We start from the raw sequence: 19,321 nt of genomic DNA, 5'->3' as shown, positions 1-19,321 counted from the left end.
GTCGCTTATGCCGTTCCGGGAGAATGCACCACTACGTCATAGATGGTGCCACGAAACCTGCCCTCTTCCGCCGGGAGCCGGGTAAACCAGATCAAAACGTACTGGCCGCTTGCGGACTGCGCAGGCGTCAGGGTGATCTTGCCAGAGACGTTCTTCTGGGTCGCCACCGGCTTCAGCGACTCCAGCGAGGCCGAATCGCCGACCCGGAGCTCGACCGTGGCCCCCGGCGTCTGGCCCAGGGTCACCTCGACCTGGCCGACGCCGGTCTTCTTGCCCAGGTCGACCAGGAGCCCGACGCCCTCCTTCAACCGGCCCAGCTCGGCGCTGTTGTAGTAGGTGGTCTGCCAGAAGGTCGAGGGCTTGCCGTCGATCGCGTTGGCCGCCATCTCCGGGTGCTCGGACCGGTCGTCGCCGAGCGGGTCGAAGCCGTCGGCGCCGGCCGGCTTGATCACCTGCGCCTGGACCGCCGGCTTGACGCTGCGTTCCTCGGGCCGGGCCGACTCGGCCGACGGGTTGGTGGGGGTGCCCAGGCTGCGGCCGACCGTCCAGGCGCCGAAGCCGACCGCGGCGATCACCAGGAGGACGACGAGCGTCATCAGCACGCGGTTGAGCGTGCTCGGGCGCGGGGGCGGCGCGGCGTGCCGTACCGGGGCGAGGGTGGGCTCCTCCTTGAGGCCCTCGGAACGGGAGACGGAGGGCGGCGGGGTGTCGAAGGCCATGGGCGCGGGCAGTGGCCGCGCGACGTCGGACAGCGCCTCGGCGACCTCGGCCGGGCTGCTCAGCGCGCTCTGGCCGCGGCGAGACTCGGGCAGCGCGGCCCGGCAGGTGACCGAGTCGAGGTAGCCGGGCACGCCCGCGGTCACCTGGCGGGGCGAGCAGAAGTGGCCGTCGATCATCGGGGCGGCTGGCAGGCCGCCCTCGTCCTCGTCGCCCGGCCAGTGTCCGGTCAGCCCGGCGTAGAGCAGGCGGCCGAGCCCTTCGGCGTCGTCGAGGGCCGGATCGTCGGTGGTCAGCCCGGCCAGCGTGGCGTCGACGCCGACGCCGAGCACCTTGACGGTGTTGCCGGTCGTCCAGACCAGGTGGCTGGGACGCAGGCAAAGGTGGTGGAGGCCCTTCTCGTGCGCGTGGGCCAGGGCCTCGGCCGCCTCGGCGACCAGCCCGGCCGCGCGCTCGGGGTCGAGCGGACCGGCGGCGAGCAGGTCGGCGAGCGACTCGCCGGAGACCCACTCGCTGACCACGTAGGAGTGGTCCTCGTCCTCGGCGGCGTCGAAGACCTGGGTCAGTCGGGGATCGGTGAGGCGGGAGGCGGCGCGGGCGGCGATGACGACGTCATGGGCCCGTTCGAAGTCGGGGGCGAAAGTGAGGACGGCGACCGGGCGTGCGAGGATCTCGTCGATGGCTTTCCACAGCGTCGCGCCGTCGGACTCGGTGACGCGATCTTCCAGCCGGAATCGTTCGGATAGTCTCGTGCCCGGCTGAACCGAGATGCTCATGACTCCACCACCTGCTCCGCAGGTGTGATTGGCCGGATGAATCCGCCCACGCCCCTCCTGCTTCCGTTCGCCGCGTGTCCGGCACCATGGTAGTGCCGCGCCGCGTTCTTTACCGGCCTACCCGGCCAGCCACCATTCCAACGATCGAGTTGACCTCCGGGATGCGCATTCTGTGCGCGATCATCAGATAGAGCGCGCCGCCCAGCCCGCCGCCGACCGCCAGGATGATCAGCGAGGTCAGCACGGTCAGCGAGCCGAAGAAGCGCTGGGACGCCCAGACCGCGCCCAGGGCGAGCAACGCGGTCGGCAACGCCGCCACGTACATCTTGGTCAGCGCCGAGCCGATCGTCCAGCCGCCCAGGCCGCCCACCCGCCGCGAGGCGAGCATCCAGGCGATCACCGCGCCGACCGCGTAGGCGACGGCGTAGGCGAAGGCCAGGGCCATGACCAGGTAGGCGGGCGGGACGAGGCTGTTGAACAGCACCATCAGCGCCGCCATCACCGCGGTCGTGCCGGTGCCGACGTAGACCGGCGTGCGGGTGTCGCCGAAGGCGTAGAAGACGCGCAGCAGCATCTGGAAGATCGCGAACGGCACGAGAGCCATGCCGTACACCTGGAGCACCTGGCCGATGTAGGTGGCGTCGGCCACCGAGGTGGCGCCGCGGGCGTAGAGCGGCACGGTGATCGCCGGGCCCAGCACCATCAGCAGCAGCGACACCGGCACCATCACCGAGGCGATCAGCCGCACCCCGGAACCGAACTCCGCGCGCACCTCGTCGAGGCGGCCCTCGCCGACCGAGCGGCTCATCCGCGGCAGCATCGCGGTGATCACCGAGACGCCGATCACCCCGTAGGGGAGCTGGAAGAGCTGGAAGGCCAGGGTGTAGGGGGTGATGCCGTGCCCGGCCACCACGTCACCGGCGGCGCTGGACAGGTTGGTGATCAGGACGAAGCCGAGCTGCGTGACGATCACGTACCCGATCGTCCAGACGCCCGCCCCGGCCATCTCGCCCAGCCGCGCGCCGCGCAGCCCGAGCCGCGGCCGGAAGGAGAAGCCGACCCGCTTCAGCGCCACGATCAGCACGACCGCCTGCGCGACGATGCCCGCGGTGGTGCCGATGCCGAGCAGCGCGAGCGCGGTGCCGGAGGGCCGGGTGTCGCCGTAGCCGAGCACCCAGTAGGCCACGAAGACGCCGATGACCACGACGTTGTTGAGCACCGGCGCCCACATCGGGGCGGCGAAGCGGTCGCGGGTGTTGAGGATCGCCCCGGCCACCGCGCCCACGCCGAAGAAGGCGAGCTGCGGCAGGATGAAGCGGGCCAGCGTCACCGCCCACTCGAACTTCGGCTCGCCCGGCCGCCAGTCGGTGTAGAGGTCGATCAGCAGCGGCGCCGCCCAGACCGCCAGCACGGCGACGACGATCAGCGCGAGCGTGGTGAGCGTGAGCAGGCGCTGCTCGTAGGCCCGCCCGCCGTCGGCGTCCTCGCGGTGCGCCTTGACGATCATCGGGACGACCACGCTGCTCAGCACGCCGAGCAGCAGCAGGTCGAGGATGGCGTACGGGATGGCGTAGGCGGCGTTGTAGGCGTCGCCCAGCGCGGCCGTGCCGATCGCCGCGGCCAGCACCATCGTGCGCACGAAGCCCGTGGCCCGCGACACCATCGTGCCCGCGGCCATGATCGCGCTGGCTCGCAACATCCGGCTCATACGACCTCGGCCTCCCTGGCCTGCGCGCTGCGCGCCACCCGCTTCTCCGACCGGCGCCGCAGCACCCGCATGACGACCGCCGCCAGCATCACGGCCAGCGCGCCGCCGACGATGACCAGCGCCACACCCGTGTAGCCCGTGGTCCTGATGACCAGCTTGGACGGCTCGCCGTACGGCACGCCGTCCTTGGTCAGGAGCTGGACGCTCACCGTGGCGTCACCGCTGGTCTTGACCCGCATCGGCACCGGGATGGTGCCGCTCTGGTTGGCGTCGATGGTCAGCTTGGGCTCGTAGTCCTCGATCACGAGGTCCTTGCTGCCCGAGGTGACCGAGACCAGGACGGTGATGTTCTCCTTGCGGCCGTTGGTCACGCTGATCGGCACCAGGCCGTCGGTGCCCGCGAGCGTCTTGGACTGATCGGTGCCGGTGCCCGGCACGGTGACGAGATCGTGGCGAGTCTTGACCCGGCTGTGCACGCTCTTGCGGGCCGACTCGGCGGCCTTGAGGCGCTTGCGCCATCCGGCCGAGGTCAGCCGCAGGATGGCCTCCTCGAAGCCGGACTGCGGCAGGCCGGGGGAGATCTCGGCGGTCAGCCGCGCCTCGTCGGCGACCTTCTTGACCCTGGCGAGGTACTCCTGGTCGAGCTCGGCGGCGCGGTTGTCGTCGGTGTAGTTGAGGTCGGCCCGCGGCGGGGTGCCCTTGGCGGGCTTGATCGAGCCGAGCGGCGAGACGCTCACCCAGGGCAGCGTCGCGGCGGTCTTGAGCAGCGCGGTGACGTGCTGGGGGTTGGGGTCCCAGCGGCGCTGGGGCGCGACCACGACGGAGGTGGCGGCCGGCTCGCTGGCGATCAGCGCCGTCTCGGCCACGAACCGCTGGCGGCTCTGCACCCCCGACTGCTCCAGCGTACGGCTGAGCATCTGGTCGGGCACGAGCGCGGTTACCACGCCGGCCACGGTGTCGAGCGGCGCGGCGGCGGCGGGCGTGGCGGCGAGCTGCTGGCGGGCCGGGAGGTTCTCCGGGCTCAGCAGCACGGTGTCGACCTTGGAGATGGCCAGCACGTCGAGGGCGTCGGCGTCGATCAGCCCGCCCGCCGGCCAGTTGGCGGCGGTGGAGACGTCGCCGCGCTCCAGCCGGCTCTTGACGACCGCGGCGGCCTTCTCGATCGCGCCGCCGGTCTGCCGGTCGAGCCCCTGGTGCGCGAGGGCGACGACGTCCGGGTCGGCGTACGGCACGGCCACCACAGGCACCCCGGCGAGCGCGGTGCGCAGGCCCTTGAGCCAGGCGTCGGCGCGCGCGTCGGCCGGGCGGTCCTCGACCTTGCCCTTGATCCGGACCTGGTGCGCCGCCGACATCGTGGCCAGGTCGTCGAGCAGCGACGGCTCGACGAACCAGGTGACGTTCTTGGGCGCGCTCTGCGCGAGCTGCAGCAGCCGGGTGAGCTGGCCCTTCTCCTCCAGCCCGGCGGCCAGGTCGTTGTCGAGGAAGGTCGTGGTGTCGGTGCGGTGCGGCTCGTCGATGATCGGCAGCGCGAAGGCGAGCTTGGTCTTGTTGAGCTTGGGCGCCGCCGGGCCGGTGGGCGCGTAGGTGAGGAAGCTGCGCCAGGTGTCGACCGGCTGCCCGGTGTAGAGGTCGCTCGCCTCGACGGAGAGCGGGTAGACGCCGAACTGGCCGAACTGGAGCTGCGCGGGCGTGACGATCAGTTCGAAGGTGGCGCTGGCGCCGGGCTCCAGCGGGGCCTGCAGCTCGGTCGAGCCGACGCCCCAGCTCACGTCGCGGCCGATGGCCTGGCCGGTCTGGTAGACCTCCAGCTCGGCGCGGCTGGTGAAGCGCTGGCTGGAGGTGCGCAGGCCGATGCGGACCCGCTGCAGGGCGGCCTCGCCGCGGTTGGTGATCGAGCCGCTGATCTTGATCTCGGTGGTCGGCGTCCGCGGCACGTCCGGGGTGATCGACCTGATCGCCAGCCGGGTCTCCTGCCGGGCCTGCTGTGCCTGCTGGGCCTGCTGGGCCGTTTCGGCGGCAGCCGTACCAGCCGGCGTCGCGACGAAGGGGGCGAGCAACGCGGCGGACAGGACGGCGAGCAGCGTGAGCTTACGGGTCACGCGGCTGCCCGGGCAGATGTACGGCGCACGCCCGCAATGGTACGGGCTCAATGCCGAAGTGCGACCGCCTCACGTGATCCTCTCGGCCTCAGGTCGACCGACCGGCCGGACAGGGCGGACCGCAGGTCCAGCCCGCCGATCGCCAGCGCGGTGCAGCGCTCGCCGGTCGCGGTGTAGACCGGGTCGTCGCAGGTGGGCAGCCGGTCGTCGAGCAGAACGGGCAGATCGGGCGGCAGCAGGAGCGGGGCGACCAGGCCGTCGGCGTAGTCGGTGAGGCGGTTGACCACGAACGCCGGGGCGACGCGTACCCGCCGGGCGCCCAGCAGTCCGGCCAGCACGCCTGGCCTGGGCGGATCGGCCACCGTCGAGACCACCGCCACGGCCTCCCTGCCCTGGCGCGTGGCCAGTTCGAAGACCGTGACCGACACGCACCGGGAGGGCGGTGCGAGCACTGACTCAGGCAGTTCGTCCACGCACGTCATGGGCCGGGGAAGGCGTACGATCTCATGGGGGACGAGGTGTGCGAGGAGCCAGCGGTGGATCGCGAGGGCGTCCTTCATATGCGCTCCTTTCCCCACCGACGGTAACCCGGACCCGATGTGGCTCGGGGGATATGTTCCGGAATCGAAGGACCTACCCAGCTTGTCCGACTCGAACCTGACCCAGATCAACGACCGGTTCCACAAGATCGCGCCGGTCGCCGACGAGCTAGGCGAGCTGTTCGCCGCCCGCGGGCACGAGCTCGCGCTGGTCGGCGGCTCCGTCCGCGACATCCTGCTCGGCCGGATCGGCAACGACCTCGACTTCACCACCGACGCCCGCCCCGAGCGCGTGCTGGAGATCGTGCGTGACTGGGCCGACTCCGTCTGGACGATCGGCATCGACTTCGGCACCGTCGGCGTGCGCAAGGGCGGCTGGCTGCTGGAGATCACCACCTACCGCAGCGAGTCCTACGATCCCAAGTCCCGCAAGCCCGAGGTGATGTACGGCGACACCCTCGAAGCCGACCTGCGGCGGCGCGACTTCGCGGTCAACGCGATGGCCGTGCGCGTGCCCGGCCACGAGTTCGTCGACCCCTACGGCGGCATCTCCGACCTGGCCGCCCAGGTGCTGCGCACGCCCGGCACCCCCGAGCAGTCCTTCGACGACGACCCGCTGCGCATGCTGCGCGCCGCCCGCTTCGCCTCCCAGCTCGGCTTCACCGTCGCCCCCGAGGCCGTGGCCGCGATGACCGAGATGGCCGAGCGCATCGAGATCGTCTCCGCCGAGCGCATCCGCGACGAGCTCGACAAGCTGATCACCGGCGCGCACCCGCGCGAGGGCCTGCTCCTGCTGGTCGAGACCGGCCTGGCCGCGCACGTGCTGCCCGAGCTGCCCAAGCTGCGCCTGGAGATCGACGAGCACCACCGGCACAAGGACGTCTACGAGCACACCCTGATCGTGCTGGAGCAGGCCATCGCCCAGGAGGAGGACGGCCCCGACCGGATCCTGCGCTGGGCGGCGCTCATGCACGACGTGGGCAAGCCCAAGACCCGGCGCAACGAGCCGGGCGGCCGGGTCTCCTTCCACCACCACGAGGTGGTCGGCGCCCAGCTCACCCGGCGCCGGATGCAGGAGCTGCGCTTCCCCAAGGAGGTCGTCGCCGACGTCGCCCGCCTGGTCGAGCTGCACCTGCGCTTCCACGGGTACGGCACGGGCGAGTGGACCGACAGCGCCGTGCGCCGCTACGTGCGCGACGCCGACCACCTGCTCACCCGCCTGCACAAGCTGACCAGGGCCGACTGCACCACCCGCAACAAGCGCAAGGCCCAGGCGCTGAGCCGTACTTACGACCAGCTCGAGGAGCGCATCGCGCGGCTGGCCGAGGAGGAGGAGCTGGCCAAGATGCGGCCGGAGCTCGACGGCAACGAGATCCAGCGCGTGCTCGGCGTCGGCCCCGGGCCGGTGGTGGGCCAGGCCTACAAGTTCCTGCTCGACCTGCGGCTCGACCAGGGTGTCATCGGCACCGAGGCGGCCACCGAGGCGCTGCGCACCTGGGCCAAGGAGAACGGCGTCGGCTCAGCGGACTGACGGGGCGGGCTGCCGGCGCGCGACGGCCCGGTAGCCCACCGCCCCGAGCAGGTACCCCACCACGATGATGGCCACGGCCAGGTAGGACTTGCCGTTCGCCGGCAGGATCACCGCCGACAGGGCCGCGGCCAGCACGTACATGCCGTTGAAGAGCATGTCGTAGATCGAGAAGGCGCGGCCCAGGTAGGCGTCCTCGACGTCGCGCTGCACCGCGGTGTCGGCGCAGATCTTCACGCTCTGGCCGGCGATCCCGAGAAAGAACCCGGCGACCGGCAGCCCCCACTCCTGGAACGGCGTCACCAGCACGGCCACCGCGACCGCCATGCCGCCCAGCATCCACGGCACCCAGCGCTCCAGGGTGAACCGCGCGGTGGCCAGCGGCGTGACCACGACCGCGAGCGCGAAGCCGATGCCGGAGGTGACCAGCACCAGGCTCATCCCGCGCAGCGCGGTGTCGGCGTCGCCGCCGGTGAAGTAGTAGCGGTAGAGGATGATGCCGAGCGCGCTGGCCATGCCGAACATGAAGCGGTGCAGCGCCATCGCGCCCATCGTCGCCGCGGCCAGCGGCCGGTGCACCAGGTGCTTGGCCCCCGCGGCGAGTCCCTTGGCCACGTTGCGCACGGCCTCTCGCGCCTGCGGCCGCTCGGGGTCGTGGTCGGGGCCGAGCAGGTCGCGCGGCATCGACACGGCCACCAGCGCGCTCAGCCCGAAGACCAGGCCGGAGACCGCCATCATGAGCCCGATGTGCGCGTGGGCCTCGCGCATGACGAAGCCGACGCCCACGCCGAAGAAGGTGACGACCGTGCCGGAGGTCGGGGTGACCGCGTTGGCGGCCATGAGCCGGTCGTGCGGCACCACGTGCGGCAGCGCCGCGCTCAGGGCGGCCAGGAAGAAGCGGTTGACCCCGAGGACGCACAGCGCGAGGCCGTAGAAGATCCCGTCGGGGATCCCGGCCAGCAGCAGGACCGCGGTCAGCAGCAGCAGCCCGCCGCGCACGAGTGGCGCGACGACCAGGATCTGCCGGCGCGACCACCGGTCGATGAAGACGCCGACGAACGGCCCCAGCACGCTGTACGGCAGGAGCAGCACGGCGAACCCGAGCGCCACGTCCATGGCGCTGGTGTGCTTCTCCGGATTGAAGAAGGCGAACCCCAGCACGCTGAACTGGAAGATGCCGTCGGAGAACTGGGAGACCAGCCGGGTGCCGAACAACCGCCTGAAGCCCCGGCCGCGAAGGACCACGCGGAGATCGGCAACAAAAGACACACCGTCAGCCTATCCAGAGGATCTCAGCGAACGGTCATCCTTACCCCTCATGATCACGTACGCTTTCGTAGCGTGACGATAGAGGAACACGTCGTACTCGTCGACGCCGACGGCAATGCCGTCGGCACTGCGCCCAAATCCTCGGTGCACGGCCCCGACACCCCCCTGCACCTCGCCTTCTCCAGCTACGTCTTCGACTCGGCCGGCCGCGTGCTGCTCACCCGCCGCGCCGGACACAAGATCACCTGGCCCGGCATCTGGACCAACAGCTGCTGCGGCCATCCCCTGCCCGGCGAGCGCCCCGAGCAGGCGGTGCTGCGCCGGCTCTCCGACGAGCTGGGCCTCTACGCCGCCCACGCCGACCTGGTCCTGCCCACCTTCTCCTACCGGGCGGTGATGCCGAACGGCGTCGTCGAGCACGAGCTGTGCCCGGTGTTCCGCGTCGTCACCGACGCCCCCATCACGCCCAATCCGGACGAGGTGGGGGAGGTGCGGTGGATGCCGTGGAAGGAGTTCACCGAGGGCGTGCGCAGCGGGCTGCTGGCCATCTCGCCGTGGTGTTACGAGCAGGTCCCGCAGCTCGACGCGCTCGGCGCCGACCCGTTCGGCTGGCACGTGGCCTCGCCCGACGAACTGCCGCCCGCGGCCCGCTGAGAACCCGCGGCCCGCTGATAAAACGGCGCGGCCCCCGCGCGCCCCGGGGTGGGACGGACGGGGGCCGGGCAGAGGGATCAGCGCTCGACTTCGCCGCGGATGAACTTCTCCACGTACTCACGGGCCTCTTCGTCGGAGTACTGCTCCGGCGGCGACTTCATGAAGTAGGAGGAGGCGCTCAGGATCGGGCCGCCGATGCCGCGGTCCTTGGCGATCTTGGCCGCGCGGACGGCGTCGATGATGATGCCGGCCGAGTTGGGGGAGTCCCACACCTCGAGCTTGTACTCCAGGTTGAGCGGGGTGTCGCCGAAGGAACGGCCCTCCAGGCGGATGTAGGCCCACTTGCGGTCGTCGAGCCACGGCACGTGGTCCGACGGGCCGATGTGCACGTCGGCCTTGCTCATCTCGTGCGGGATCTGCGAGGTGACCGACTGCGTCTTGGAGATCTTCTTGGACTGGAGCCGCTTGCGCTCCAGCATGTTCATGAAGTCCATGTTGCCGCCGAAGTTGAGCTGGTACGTGCGCAGCAGCTCGACCCCGCGGTCCTCGAAGAGCTTGGCCAGGACGCGGTGCGTGATGGTCGCGCCGACCTGGGACTTGATGTCGTCACCGACGATCGGCACCCCGGCCTCGGTGAACTTCTCGGCCCACTCGGGGTCGGAGGCGATGAACACCGGCAGGGCGTTGACGAAGGCGACCTTGGCGTCGATCGCGCACTGCGCGTAGAAGCGGTCGGCCTCCTCCGAACCCACGGGGAGGTAGGAGACCAGGACGTCGGCCTGGGTGTCCTTGAGGATCTGGACGACGTCGACCGGGGCCTCGTCCGACTCGTCGATGATCTCGCGGTAGAACTCGCCCAGACCGTCGAAGGTGTGGCCTCGCTGGACGATGACGCCCGACGGCGGCACATCCGTGATCTTGATCGTGTTGTTCTCGCTGGCGACGATCGCCTCCGACAGGTCACGACCGACCTTCTTGGCGTCCACGTCGAAAGCGGCCACGAACTCGACGTCACCGACGTGGTACTCGCCGAACTTCACGTGCATCAGGCCCGGCACGCGGGTCGCCGGGTCGGCGTCCTTGTAGTAGTGGACGCCCTGGACCAGTGATGACGCGCAGTTGCCGACACCGACAATGGCTACGCGAACCGAACCCATCGCACTCGCTCCTTATTGCTCTGATGCCTCTTCAGCGGAGGCCCGTCTCTCTGTTGCGATCAACTCATTCAGCCAACGCACTTCGCGTTCGACCGATTCCAGACCGTGACGCTGCAGCTCCAACGTGTAGCTGTCGAGGCGTTCCCTGGTGCGTGCCAGCGCGGCCCGCACGTTTTCCAGCCGTTCCTCCAGCCGGCTGCGCCTGCCTTCGAGGATGCGCAGCCGTACCTCTTGCTCGGTGTGCCGGAAGAAGGCGAAGTGCACGCCGAAGCTCTCGTCCTCCCAGGCCGCGGGACCGGCCTGGGTCAGCAGTTCCTGCAGGCGCTCCTTGCCCTCGGCGGTCAGCTTGTAGACGATCTTCGATCGCCCGGTGACCGTCGCGGGATGCTCCTCCACGATCAGGCCCCGCTCGAGCAGGGTCTTGAGGCAGGGATAGAGGGAGCCGTAGGAGAACGCCCGAAACATACCGAGAAGGGCGTTGAGCCGCTTGCGCAGCTCGTAGCCGTGCAGGGGAGTCTCGTGCAGCGACCCGAGTACGGCGAGTTCCAGGACTCTGCGCTGGTCGCTGGCCATGGGAACCGCCTCCTCTCGCGCCGATGTATCGAGTCGATACATCCCCAGGATACGTCGAGTTGCTATATCGCGCCACTTAAGGTCTTCGCCAAGAGGTTGGGGACATTCGGTAAAAAGACGTAATGTGGCGCCCATGTGGTCGCAGAGGAGGGTGGTGGACTACGCCCTGGCCAAGCGAGCGGTGGTCCGCTCGCTCCACTCCGGGCGCGCTTCGCGCGGGGAGATCTGCGATGCACAGCCCTACCTCCTGCGCGCGGCGCGGCATTTCGGGGAACCGACCGAACGCCCCTGCCCGGTATGCGAGAGGGAGAACGTCACCGAAGTGACCTATGTCTACGGGGACTCGCTAGGCCGCCATGCCGGTCGGGCAAAGGTCGCGGCGGAGCTGGCCGAGATGGCTCATGATTACGACGAGTTCCGGGTGTACGTCGTCGAGGTCTGCCAAAGTTGTTCTTGGAATCACTTGACGGTCTCGTTCGTCCTCGGGAACGGGCCGCCCGACGACACCCCAGGAACCACCCGAGGCGGCGCAGAGCCTGCCGGGCAACCCGACGACGATGCGAGGACGAGTGAGTAACAGTAGCCACTACCCCGACGAGCACCCCGAAAGGCCGGCTCGCCAAGGGAGGCGTCGCCGCTCGAGCTCACCCCGATCAGTCCCCCCGGGCCAGCAGGCCCAAACCTGGGGGGCGGCGGCGCAGCCGGACGACGCTCCGGGTGGCCGGCGGGCTGAAGCGGCCTACGAGCAGACGGGCGCCATGGGCGCGCTGTCGGCCGATCCGGGCGACGGTCCCACACCGGCCGGCGGTTTCGGCTCGCAGTCTCCGTACGGCCGTCCGGAAGGGCCCGGCCGTCCCGGCCGCCCCGGTGACGATCCCCGTGGAGGCGACCTCGACGCGCGCCCGACGTTCGTGCAGCCGCGCTCCCGGGGCGACCAGCCCACGCAGGTGAACCCGCGCCCGACGCGCCGGTCCCGTTCGGGCGGCCCGGCGGGTCCGGCAGGCCCCACCGGACCGGGTGGCAACGGCGGCTCCGGCGGAGGCGGCGGCAGGCCCGAGGGCGGCCCGTCGCCCAAGCGCGCCGGCTGGCGCCGCTTCCTGCCGAGCTGGAAGATCGTCATGGCCGGTATGGTCATCCTCGTCGCGGGCCTGTTCGGCATGATCGCCGTCGGCTACGCCAACACCCCCCTGCCGAAGCAGACCCAGGGCGAGGCGGTCGCGCAGGAGAGCGCGGTCTACTACAGCAGCGGCAAGAAGATCGCCAGCATCGGCACGCCGCGCAAGATCGTCGACATCAAGGACATGGCCGAGGCCGTCCAGCACGCCGCGGTCGCGATCGAGAACAAGTCGTTCTACGAGGACTCGGGCATCGACCTCAAGGGCATGGTCCGCTCGCTGTTCAGCACCGTATCCGGTGAGCAGGTGCAGGGCGCCTCGACGATCACCCAGCAGATGGCGCGTAACTACTACGAGGGCCTGAGCACCGAGCGGTCGCTGGAGCGGAAGATCAAGGAGATCTTCGTCGCGGTCAAGATCAACAAGGAGTACACCAAGGACCAGATCATGGCCAACTACCTCAACACGGTCAACTTCGGCCGTGCTTACGGGGTAGAGGCCGCCGCGCAGGCCTACTTCACCAAGAAGACCCACGCGAACAACCTGACCGTGGAGCAGGCCGCCTACCTCGCCGCCCGCATCCAGCAGCCCAACTGGGGCCCGAAGGAACCGGCGCTGGTCGAGCGCTGGAAGCAGGTCCTGCGCAACATGGCCGAGCTCTGGCCGGACAAGTACGGCCAGCTCCCCGCCACCGCCAAGTTCCCCAAGGTCCGCGAGACCCTCAAGGACGGCCAGGAGCTGTGCGGCCTGAACGGCTACATGGTCTCCGAGGTGCTGCGCGAGCTCAAGGACAAGCACAACCTCACCGACGAGGACATCGAAAGCGGCGGCTACCGGATCGTCTCCACCTTCGACGAGCGCCTGATGAAGGAGGCCAAGAAGGCGGTTCTGGCGACCACGGCCAACTGGTCCAAGACCTTCCACGCCGGCCTCGCCGCGGTGGACACCAAGACCGGGCGCGTGCTGGCCAGCTACGGCGGCTCCGACTACTGCACCGACAACTGGAACGAGCCCTGGGACTCGAAGAAGCAGGCCGCCTCCGCCTTCAAGTCCTACGTCCTGGCCGCCTGGCTCGACTCGGGCAAGAGCCTCAAGAGCTGGGTGCCCGGCAACGTGACCGTGCCCAAGCAGCTCCCCGGCACCACCCCGATCACCAACGGCCACGGCGGCAAGGCCGCGATCGACGTGGTCAACGCCACCGCGCACTCGATCAACACCGCCTACGCCTCCATGGGCTACGCGCTCCCCGGCCAGCTCGAGGACATCGAGAAGATCGTCGACGACCTCGGCTTCAACAAGGAACGCATGCGGCAGTCGATCGACGACCACTCCTACGGCTTCACCATCGGCAGCGCCCTGGTCACCCCGGTCGAGCAGGCCTCCGGGTACACGATGTTCGCCAACGGCGGCAAGCACGTGCCCGCGCACGTCGTGCAGGGCGTCTACCAGGGCAAGAAGCTGGTGAAGGGCGAGATCAAGCACGCCCGGCAGATCATCTCCGAGGGCGCCGCCGCCGACTCGACCTACGCGCTGCAGTCGGTGCTCAAGTACGGCACCGCCGGCGGCAAGGGCCTGGGCCAGTACCCGGCGGCCGGCAAGACCGGCACCAACAACGACGAGAAGGAAGCCTGGTTCGTCGGCTACACCCCGCAGATCTCCACCGCCGTCGGCCTCTACCGTGAGCAGTGCATCGTGGTGAAGACCGGCAAGGTCGTCGAGCCCTGGGGCGCCAACTGCCCGACCAAGCCCTCCAAGAACTACAAGGGCACCAAGTACGGTGACCACAACCCGTGGTCGAAGGGCAAGGAAGTCTCCCTCGGCTTCGAGGGCGCCGGCCCGCCCACCACCATCTGGCGCACCTTCATGCTCGCCGCGATGGAGGGCAAGAAGGTCGAGCAGTTCCCGCCGCCCGCCAACATCGGCGTGCCGGACGACATCGTGCCCAAGCCCGAGCCCAAGCCGGAGAAGACCGAGGAGGACGACAACCCCTTCGGTGAACCGCTCGGCGACGGCGACCAGGGCGGCTGCCTCTTCGACATCTGCGACGACGGCAGCAACGGCAACGGCAACGCGCACGGCGGCAACGGCAACGACAACGGGAACGCCAACGACGACACCGGCTCGTGGGGAGACGGCTCGGACGACGGCATGGGCGGCAGCCAGGCGCCACCGCCGCCGGGCGCGGCCGACGTGCCCGACCCGCTGGCCACCAACCGCGACGACTGATGGCCTCCACTACCGAGGCGCACGTCCCGCTCTACCTGAGGGCCGTGCCGTACCTGCCCCTGGGGCTGTTCGCAGCCCTGGGGGCGGTTCTCGCCTACGTGCAGAAACTGCCCTGCCGGCTGGGCGGCTGGGACCAGGGGACGTCGACCTACACCAACTTCTGCTACACCGACATCTTCCCGCTGTACTTCGCGCGGCAGCTGTCCACCCAGGACCCCTACTTCGCCGACGTCCCCTTCGGCGAGCACGTCGAGTACCCGGTGGTGCTCGGCGAGGTCATGCAGGTCTTCGCCTGGCTCGCCCGCTGGCTGGCCCCCGGCGACGTCTACCGGCAGGCGGTGGGCTTCTACGACGCCACCGTGATCCTGCTGGCGATCTGCCTGGTCATCGGGGTGCTGCTGATGGCCGCGGTCGCGGGGCCGACCCGCCGCTGGGACGCGTTGTGGTACGCGCTCGGCCCGGCGGTCATCCTGTGCGCCTACATCAACTGGGACCTGATCGCCGGCGCCCTGTCCATGGGCTTCCTGCTGGCCTGGGCGCGCAAGAAGCAGGTGCTGGCCGGCGTGCTGCTCGGCCTGGCCATCGCGACCAAGTTCTACCCGCTGATGTTCGTCGGCGCGCTCTTCCTGCTGACGCTGCGGACCTTCGCCTGGCGGCCCTTCCTGACCACCGTCGGCGCGGCCGTGGGCGCGTGGCTCGTGGTCAACGTGCCCTTCATGTACTTCGCGTGGGACGGCTGGCGCCGCTTCTACGTCTTCTCCCAGGAACGCGGCGTGGACTGGGGCTCGCCCTGGCTCTACTTCGAGCGCAAGGGCTGGCCGGTACTGGGGACGACCGACCCCAGTGTGCTGGGCATGGTCTCGCTGCTCCTGCTGTGCGTGGCGATCGCCGGCATCGCGCTCTTCGCCCCGCAGCGGCCCCGGCTGGCGCAGCTCTGCTTCCTGGCGCTGGCCGCGTTCATGATGACCAACAAGGTGTGGTCGCCGCAGTTCGTGCTCTGGCTGGTGCCCTTCGCGGTGCTGGCGCGGCCCAACTGGAAGCCGCTGGCGCTCTGGCAGGTCGCGGAGGTCTGGTACTTCCTGGCGATCTGGCTCTACCTGCTCTACCAGGACGAGGCCAGCAAGCACCTGGGCATCGGCGACGACGTCTACTTCACCGCGGTCTGGGGCCGGATCATCACGATCCTGATCATGGTCGGCTTCGTCGTGCGGGACATCTTCCGGCCGGACAAGGATCTGGTACGGCAGGCGGGCATCGACGACCAGGGCGGCGGCGTCTTCGATCGGGCGGAGGACCGGTTCCCCGCCTTCCGCTGACGTAAACCTTCCGCTATCCAGAAATGTTATCCACAGGCTGTGGATTCTCCGGGGCTAGCTCAGGCGCTTCCGGGGGAAACCGGGGCTAGCTCAGGTGCTTCCGGAGGAAGGCGATGTCCTCGGCCTGGCCCTCGGCGGGCGTCTCGACCACGATCGGGGCGTTCGCCGCCCGGCAGACCGCGACGATCAACTCCGGGTCGATGGTGCCGCTGCCCAGGTTGGCGTGCCGGTCCGCGCCCGAGTCGAACGCGTCCCGCGAGTCGTTGCAGTGCACCAGGTCGATCCGCCCGGTGATCGCCAGCACCCGGTCCACCAGGTCGAGCAGTTCCTCGCCGCCGGCGTGCGCGTGGCAGGTGTCCAAGCAGAAGCCCACGTCGAACCCGTCGAGGGTGTCCCACAGCCGGGCGATGCTCTCCAGCCGCCGGGCCATCGCGTTGTCGCCGCCCGCGGTGTTCTCGATCAGCACCGGGATGGGCTGCTCCAGGCGCTCGAACACCTTGCGCCAGTTGTCGTAGCCGACCTGCGGATCCTCATCCTTGGCCAGGTGCCCACCGTGCACGATCAGCCCCGTGGCGCCGATACTGGCCGCCGCGTCGAGATGCTGCTGGAGCAGTTTGCGGCTGGGGATGCGGATGCGGTTGTTCGTCGTGGCGACGTTCAGCCGGTAGGGGGCGTGGATGAACACCTCCACCCCCTCGACCGCCTTGGCCGGCAGTTCGGGCGCCTTGTAGCTCTGCGGGTCGCTCAGGAAGAACTGCACCACCTCCGCGCCGACCGCCTCCGCGTGGGCCTGCGGGTCGTCGCCGTGGACATGAGCTCCGATGCGCACCATGCGCCCGAGCCTATCTGTTTGCCGGGCAGACAGAAGGGCAGTCGTTTTCTCGACCCCCCATTCCGAGGAGACGACACGATGGCGTACCGCCGCCGAGGCATCAGCCTCATATTCCTGATCTACATTCTCGTCGGCATCTACGTTGCCTGGGTCTACGACTACATCACCCCGGCCCTGCTCAAGGACGTCGCCGAGGCGCTGCTTGCGATCTTCCTGTGGTTCGTCCCGCTGCTCGGCGGCGACCTCCACCTAGGCTGACCCACCCCCGGCCGCCGTGCCCACCGCACGGCGGCCGGCCCCGGGTCACTGGCCGGCCTCGCCTGGGGTCACCTATGCGGCGAGCACCCCATCGGCGGACCATGCCCCTGTACGGCGGCGCACCCACCTACGGAGCCGGCTGACGGCCGCCGGCGGCTAGGGCAGAAACCCCCCACGAGCGATCCCCAGCGCCACCCCGATGAACGACGCCACCATCCCCACCACATTGAGCGACCGCTGGAACGTGGACTCGGAGATGTACTGCGAGTACAACCCCACCCCGAACCCCAGCGTCCCCGCCCACGACGCGACCACATACCCGCCAGGGAAGAAGGTCGCCACGAACGCGATCAACCCGAGCCCCAGCGCCGCGAACGCCAGAATGCTCTCGATCCCGCGACCACTGAGATCCACCCTGAACCGCTCAGGCTCGGAAGGCTGGAAGACGTGCGGCACAGCGGACCACCCCCTGGGTATTCCTACAGGCCATCGTTTCCTACAGGCGTTCCCACGCTTGCACGGCTGGTAACCTGGCAAAGCTGCGTTGTGATGTCCGGAGACCGAAAGGGGTCTCCGTTGGCGAACGTCAGCGTCCTCCTGTCACGGCACAGGGCCGTGACCGCAAGAGTCCAGAGGAGGTTGGAGTCCCGCATGCGTCGTTACGAAGTAATGGTCATTCTGGACCCTTCGCTCGATGAGCGCACTGTGGCGCCGTCCCTCGACCAGTTCCTCACCGTCGTTCGCACCGACGGCGGCACTGTGGAGAAGGTCGACGTCTGGGGCCGTCGTCGGCTGTCCTACGACATCAACAAGAAGTCCGAGGGCATCTACGCCGTCATCGACCTGACCGCGGAGCCCGCCACGGTCAAGGAGCTCGACCGGCAGATGAACCTCAACGAGGCCATCATGCGCACGAAGGTTCTCCGCCCCGAGCTGCACTAGTCCCCGGAATTTGTCGGGGCAGAGCCGTACTCTGAGCCATAACCCAGAGAGTGCAGGAAGGTCAAGGCCATGGCAGCAGGCGACACCGTAATCACCATCGTCGGCAATCTCGTCGACGACCCGGAGCTTCGCTTCACCCCGACGGGGCAAGCCGTGGCCCGGTTCCGCATCGCATCCACTCCGCGGTTCATGGATCGCCAGACCAACGAGTGGAAGGACGGCGAGAGCCTCTTCCTGACCTGCAACGTGTGGCGGCAGGCCGCTGAAAACTGCGCCGAGTCGCTGCAGCGTGGCATGCGGGTCATCGTTCAGGGCCGGCTCAAGCAGCGGTCTTACGAGACCAAGGAAGGCGAGAAGCGCACCGTCTACGAGGTTGAGGTCGACGAGGTCGGCCCCTCCCTGCGTAACGCCACCGCCAAGGTCAACCGCAGCTCCCGTCAGGGTGGCGGCGGTGGCGGCGGCTTCGGCGGCGGCCCCTCCGACGACCCGTGGGCGTCCGCGTCGCCCGCCGCACCTTCGGGTGGCGGCGGTTACGGCGGCGGCGGTGGCGGCGGGTTCGGCGGCGGTGGCGGCGCATCGCAGGGTGGTGGCGGCGGCTTCGGCGGCGGCAACGACTTCAGCGATGAGCCTCCCTTCTAATTCACCCAGTCCAGTCCGAGTCCATTCCCGCCTGACGGCGGGGCTCTGAAAGGAGCACCACGATGGCTAAGCCGGCACTGCGCAAGCCCAAGAAGAAGGTTTGCCTGTTCTGCCACGAGAAGATCTCCTACGTCGACTACAAGGACACGGCGCTGCTGCGGAAGTTCATCTCCGACCGCGGCAAGATCCGTGCGCGCCGGGTGACGGGCAACTGCACCCAGCACCAGCGCGACGTTGCCACCGCGATCAAGAACGCCCGTGAGGTGGCTCTGCTGCCTTACACGAGCACCGCGCGCTAAGGAGGTCTGTCGAAATGAAGCTCATCCTCACCACTGAGGTCTCCGGTCTCGGCGCTCCCGGTGACGTTGTCGAGGTCAAGGACGGCTACGGCCGTAACTACCTCCTGCCCCGCGGCTACGCGATCCTCTGGACGCGTGGCGGCGAGAAGCAGATCGGGTCCATCAAGAAGGCCCGTGACGCCCGTGAGATCCGTGACCTCGGCACCGCCAAGGAAGTCGCCGGCCAGCTCGGCGGCCTCAAGGTCAAGCTGACCACCCGCGCCGGCGACTCCGGTCGCCTGTTCGGCTCGGTGACCACCAGCGACATCGCCGACGCGGTCAAGCAGGCCGGTGGCCCGGCCCTCGACCGTCGCCGGATCGAGATCGTCAACCCGATCAAGAGCGTCGGCTCCCACCGGATCAGCGTCAAGCTGCACCCGGAGGTCTCCGCCTCGCTCGACGTCGAGGTCGTCGCCGGCTGATCCGGCACAGCTTTTCGTGAACCCCGCCTGGCTTGGCCCGGCGGGGTTTCACTTTTTTACGGCCTCGTCCTCGTGGGGGTGTGCGTCTGGCTCGGCCCTCCCACGGCATCGTCCTCGTGAGTGGCGCTTCGCGCTTTCGGGCTCGGGCTGTGCTTTGTGTGTGGGGGGGGGTGGGGGGGGCTCACCCCGGCGACCGCAGTGACCGCGGCATCC

The 19,321-nt window shown here is 69.4% G+C and carries 19 protein-coding genes; 10 read left to right on the top strand and 9 right to left on the bottom strand.

Annotation, left to right across the window (positions count from 1 at the left end):
• Positions 1-5: 5 nt before the first annotated feature.
• The 4 genes from AB0I67_RS06200 to AB0I67_RS06185 all read right to left on the bottom strand — a co-directional run bounded on the left by AB0I67_RS06200 (position 6) and on the right by AB0I67_RS06185 (position 5,860).
• Entirely contained in the window at positions 6-1,493 is a 1,488-nt protein-coding gene (locus AB0I67_RS06200) for a protein kinase family protein (protein ID WP_357918471.1), read from the bottom strand.
• A 109-nt stretch (positions 1,494-1,602) separates the two neighbouring features.
• Positions 1,603-3,201, bottom strand: coding sequence for a murein biosynthesis integral membrane protein MurJ (murJ, locus tag AB0I67_RS06195; protein WP_357918468.1), 1,599 nt, complete (start codon positions 3,199-3,201; stop codon positions 1,603-1,605).
• Positions 3,198-5,300 carry a DUF6049 family protein gene (locus AB0I67_RS06190; protein ID WP_357918465.1) on the bottom strand — a complete coding sequence of 701 codons (2,103 nt, stop codon included), beginning with the start codon at positions 5,298-5,300 and terminating at the stop codon, positions 3,198-3,200. The genes murJ and AB0I67_RS06190 overlap by 4 nt, the downstream gene beginning before the upstream one ends.
• 47 nt (positions 5,301-5,347) lie before the next feature.
• Positions 5,348-5,860, bottom strand: coding sequence for a YbaK/EbsC family protein (locus AB0I67_RS06185; protein WP_357918463.1), 513 nt, complete (start codon positions 5,858-5,860; stop codon positions 5,348-5,350).
• A gap of 37 nt (positions 5,861-5,897) precedes the next feature.
• Here AB0I67_RS06185 and AB0I67_RS06180 point away from each other — a divergent pair, with 37 nt between their 5' ends.
• Positions 5,898-7,370: a CCA tRNA nucleotidyltransferase gene (locus AB0I67_RS06180; protein WP_357918460.1), complete on the top strand. Its 1,473-nt coding sequence runs from the start codon at positions 5,898-5,900 to the stop codon at positions 7,368-7,370.
• Here AB0I67_RS06180 and AB0I67_RS06175 read toward each other — a convergent pair.
• Positions 7,359-8,636 carry an MFS transporter gene (locus AB0I67_RS06175; RefSeq protein WP_357918457.1) on the bottom strand — a complete coding sequence of 426 codons (1,278 nt, stop codon included), beginning with the start codon at positions 8,634-8,636 and terminating at the stop codon, positions 7,359-7,361. The genes AB0I67_RS06180 and AB0I67_RS06175 overlap by 12 nt on opposite strands.
• A 72-nt stretch (positions 8,637-8,708) precedes the next feature.
• Here AB0I67_RS06175 and idi point away from each other — a divergent pair, with 72 nt between their 5' ends.
• A complete protein-coding gene (gene idi, locus AB0I67_RS06170) occupies positions 8,709-9,290 on the top strand; it encodes an isopentenyl-diphosphate Delta-isomerase (RefSeq protein WP_357918455.1) in 582 nt (193 codons plus the stop codon).
• Positions 9,291-9,367: 77 nt separating this feature from the next.
• On the opposite strand, the gene AB0I67_RS06165 is transcribed toward idi, so the two are convergent.
• Complete coding sequence (locus AB0I67_RS06165) at positions 9,368-10,447, bottom strand: inositol-3-phosphate synthase (protein WP_357918452.1); 1,080 nt, start codon at positions 10,445-10,447, stop codon at positions 9,368-9,370.
• Between the two features lie 12 nt (positions 10,448-10,459).
• Positions 10,460-11,020, bottom strand: coding sequence for a PadR family transcriptional regulator (locus AB0I67_RS06160; RefSeq protein WP_357918449.1), 561 nt, complete (start codon positions 11,018-11,020; stop codon positions 10,460-10,462).
• Between the two features lie 133 nt (positions 11,021-11,153).
• Here AB0I67_RS06160 and AB0I67_RS06155 point away from each other — a divergent pair, with 133 nt between their 5' ends.
• The 3 genes from AB0I67_RS06155 (at position 11,154) to AB0I67_RS06145 (ending at position 15,677) form a co-directional block, all read left to right on the top strand.
• Entirely contained in the window at positions 11,154-11,597 is a 444-nt protein-coding gene (locus AB0I67_RS06155; RefSeq protein WP_357918446.1) for a DUF5318 family protein, read from the top strand.
• A 181-nt stretch (positions 11,598-11,778) separates the two neighbouring features.
• The gene (locus AB0I67_RS06150; protein WP_357918443.1) at positions 11,779-14,361 is read left to right on the top strand and encodes a transglycosylase domain-containing protein; all 2,583 of its coding nucleotides are present in this window, start codon (positions 11,779-11,781) and stop codon (positions 14,359-14,361) included.
• Positions 14,361-15,677, top strand: a complete 1,317-nt coding sequence (locus AB0I67_RS06145; RefSeq protein ID WP_357918440.1) for a glycosyltransferase 87 family protein — start codon at positions 14,361-14,363, stop codon at positions 15,675-15,677. Before AB0I67_RS06150 ends, AB0I67_RS06145 begins: the two co-directional genes overlap by 1 nt.
• An 85-nt stretch (positions 15,678-15,762) precedes the next feature.
• Here the strand turns inward: AB0I67_RS06145 and AB0I67_RS06140 are convergent, their stop codons facing one another.
• The gene (locus AB0I67_RS06140) at positions 15,763-16,509 is read right to left on the bottom strand and encodes a deoxyribonuclease IV (RefSeq protein ID WP_357918437.1); all 747 of its coding nucleotides are present in this window, start codon (positions 16,507-16,509) and stop codon (positions 15,763-15,765) included.
• Positions 16,510-16,587: 78 nt separating this feature from the next.
• Here AB0I67_RS06140 and AB0I67_RS06135 point away from each other — a divergent pair, with 78 nt between their 5' ends.
• Complete coding sequence (locus AB0I67_RS06135; protein WP_357918434.1) at positions 16,588-16,767, top strand: hypothetical protein; 180 nt, start codon at positions 16,588-16,590, stop codon at positions 16,765-16,767.
• 156 nt (positions 16,768-16,923) lie between these two features.
• Here AB0I67_RS06135 and AB0I67_RS06130 read toward each other — a convergent pair whose 3' ends face one another.
• A complete protein-coding gene (locus AB0I67_RS06130) occupies positions 16,924-17,223 on the bottom strand; it encodes a hypothetical protein (RefSeq protein WP_357918431.1) in 300 nt (99 codons plus the stop codon).
• Between the two features lie 195 nt (positions 17,224-17,418).
• Between AB0I67_RS06130 and rpsF the strand changes: the two genes are divergently transcribed.
• The 4 genes from rpsF (at position 17,419) to rplI (ending at position 19,108) form a co-directional block, all read left to right on the top strand.
• Positions 17,419-17,709, top strand: a complete 291-nt coding sequence (rpsF, locus tag AB0I67_RS06125) for a 30S ribosomal protein S6 (RefSeq protein ID WP_357918428.1) — start codon at positions 17,419-17,421, stop codon at positions 17,707-17,709.
• Between the two features lie 69 nt (positions 17,710-17,778).
• A complete protein-coding gene (locus AB0I67_RS06120; RefSeq protein WP_357918425.1) occupies positions 17,779-18,348 on the top strand; it encodes a single-stranded DNA-binding protein in 570 nt (189 codons plus the stop codon).
• Positions 18,349-18,410: 62 nt separating this feature from the next.
• The gene (gene rpsR / locus AB0I67_RS06115) at positions 18,411-18,647 is read left to right on the top strand and encodes a 30S ribosomal protein S18 (protein WP_084955402.1); all 237 of its coding nucleotides are present in this window, start codon (positions 18,411-18,413) and stop codon (positions 18,645-18,647) included.
• 14 nt (positions 18,648-18,661) lie between these two features.
• Positions 18,662-19,108: a 50S ribosomal protein L9 gene (gene rplI / locus AB0I67_RS06110; RefSeq protein ID WP_357918422.1), complete on the top strand. Its 447-nt coding sequence runs from the start codon at positions 18,662-18,664 to the stop codon at positions 19,106-19,108.
• Positions 19,109-19,321 lie beyond the last annotated feature (213 nt).

This window comes from Nonomuraea sp. NPDC050310 (assembly GCF_040655795.1).
Lineage (GTDB): Bacteria > Actinomycetota > Actinomycetes > Streptosporangiales > Streptosporangiaceae > Nonomuraea.
Note: the sequence above shows the minus strand (reverse complement) of the source record. Positions and strands in the feature narration are given on the sequence as shown.

Excerpts from the sequence above, each read along its gene's own strand:
- AB0I67_RS06200 (WP_357918471.1), bottom strand. The coding sequence starts at position 1,493 with ATGAGCATCTCGGTTCAGCCGGGCACGAGACTATCCGAACGATTCCGG.
- murJ (WP_357918468.1), bottom strand. The coding sequence starts at position 3,201 with ATGAGCCGGATGTTGCGAGCCAGCGCGATCATGGCCGCGGGCACGATG.
- AB0I67_RS06185 (WP_357918463.1), bottom strand. The coding sequence starts at position 5,860 with ATGAAGGACGCCCTCGCGATCCACCGCTGGCTCCTCGCACACCTCGTC.
- AB0I67_RS06180 (WP_357918460.1), top strand. The coding sequence starts at position 5,898 with ATGTGGCTCGGGGGATATGTTCCGGAATCGAAGGACCTACCCAGCTTG.
- AB0I67_RS06165 (WP_357918452.1), bottom strand. The coding sequence starts at position 10,447 with ATGGGTTCGGTTCGCGTAGCCATTGTCGGTGTCGGCAACTGCGCGTCA.
- AB0I67_RS06160 (WP_357918449.1), bottom strand. The coding sequence starts at position 11,020 with ATGGCCAGCGACCAGCGCAGAGTCCTGGAACTCGCCGTACTCGGGTCG.
- AB0I67_RS06155 (WP_357918446.1), top strand. The coding sequence starts at position 11,154 with ATGTGGTCGCAGAGGAGGGTGGTGGACTACGCCCTGGCCAAGCGAGCG.
- AB0I67_RS06150 (WP_357918443.1), top strand. The coding sequence starts at position 11,779 with ATGGGCGCGCTGTCGGCCGATCCGGGCGACGGTCCCACACCGGCCGGC.
- AB0I67_RS06145 (WP_357918440.1), top strand. The coding sequence starts at position 14,361 with ATGGCCTCCACTACCGAGGCGCACGTCCCGCTCTACCTGAGGGCCGTG.
- AB0I67_RS06140 (WP_357918437.1), bottom strand. The coding sequence starts at position 16,509 with ATGGTGCGCATCGGAGCTCATGTCCACGGCGACGACCCGCAGGCCCAC.
- AB0I67_RS06135 (WP_357918434.1), top strand. The coding sequence starts at position 16,588 with ATGGCGTACCGCCGCCGAGGCATCAGCCTCATATTCCTGATCTACATT.
- rpsF (WP_357918428.1), top strand. The coding sequence starts at position 17,419 with ATGCGTCGTTACGAAGTAATGGTCATTCTGGACCCTTCGCTCGATGAG.
- AB0I67_RS06120 (WP_357918425.1), top strand. The coding sequence starts at position 17,779 with ATGGCAGCAGGCGACACCGTAATCACCATCGTCGGCAATCTCGTCGAC.
- rpsR (WP_084955402.1), top strand. The coding sequence starts at position 18,411 with ATGGCTAAGCCGGCACTGCGCAAGCCCAAGAAGAAGGTTTGCCTGTTC.
- rplI (WP_357918422.1), top strand. The coding sequence starts at position 18,662 with ATGAAGCTCATCCTCACCACTGAGGTCTCCGGTCTCGGCGCTCCCGGT.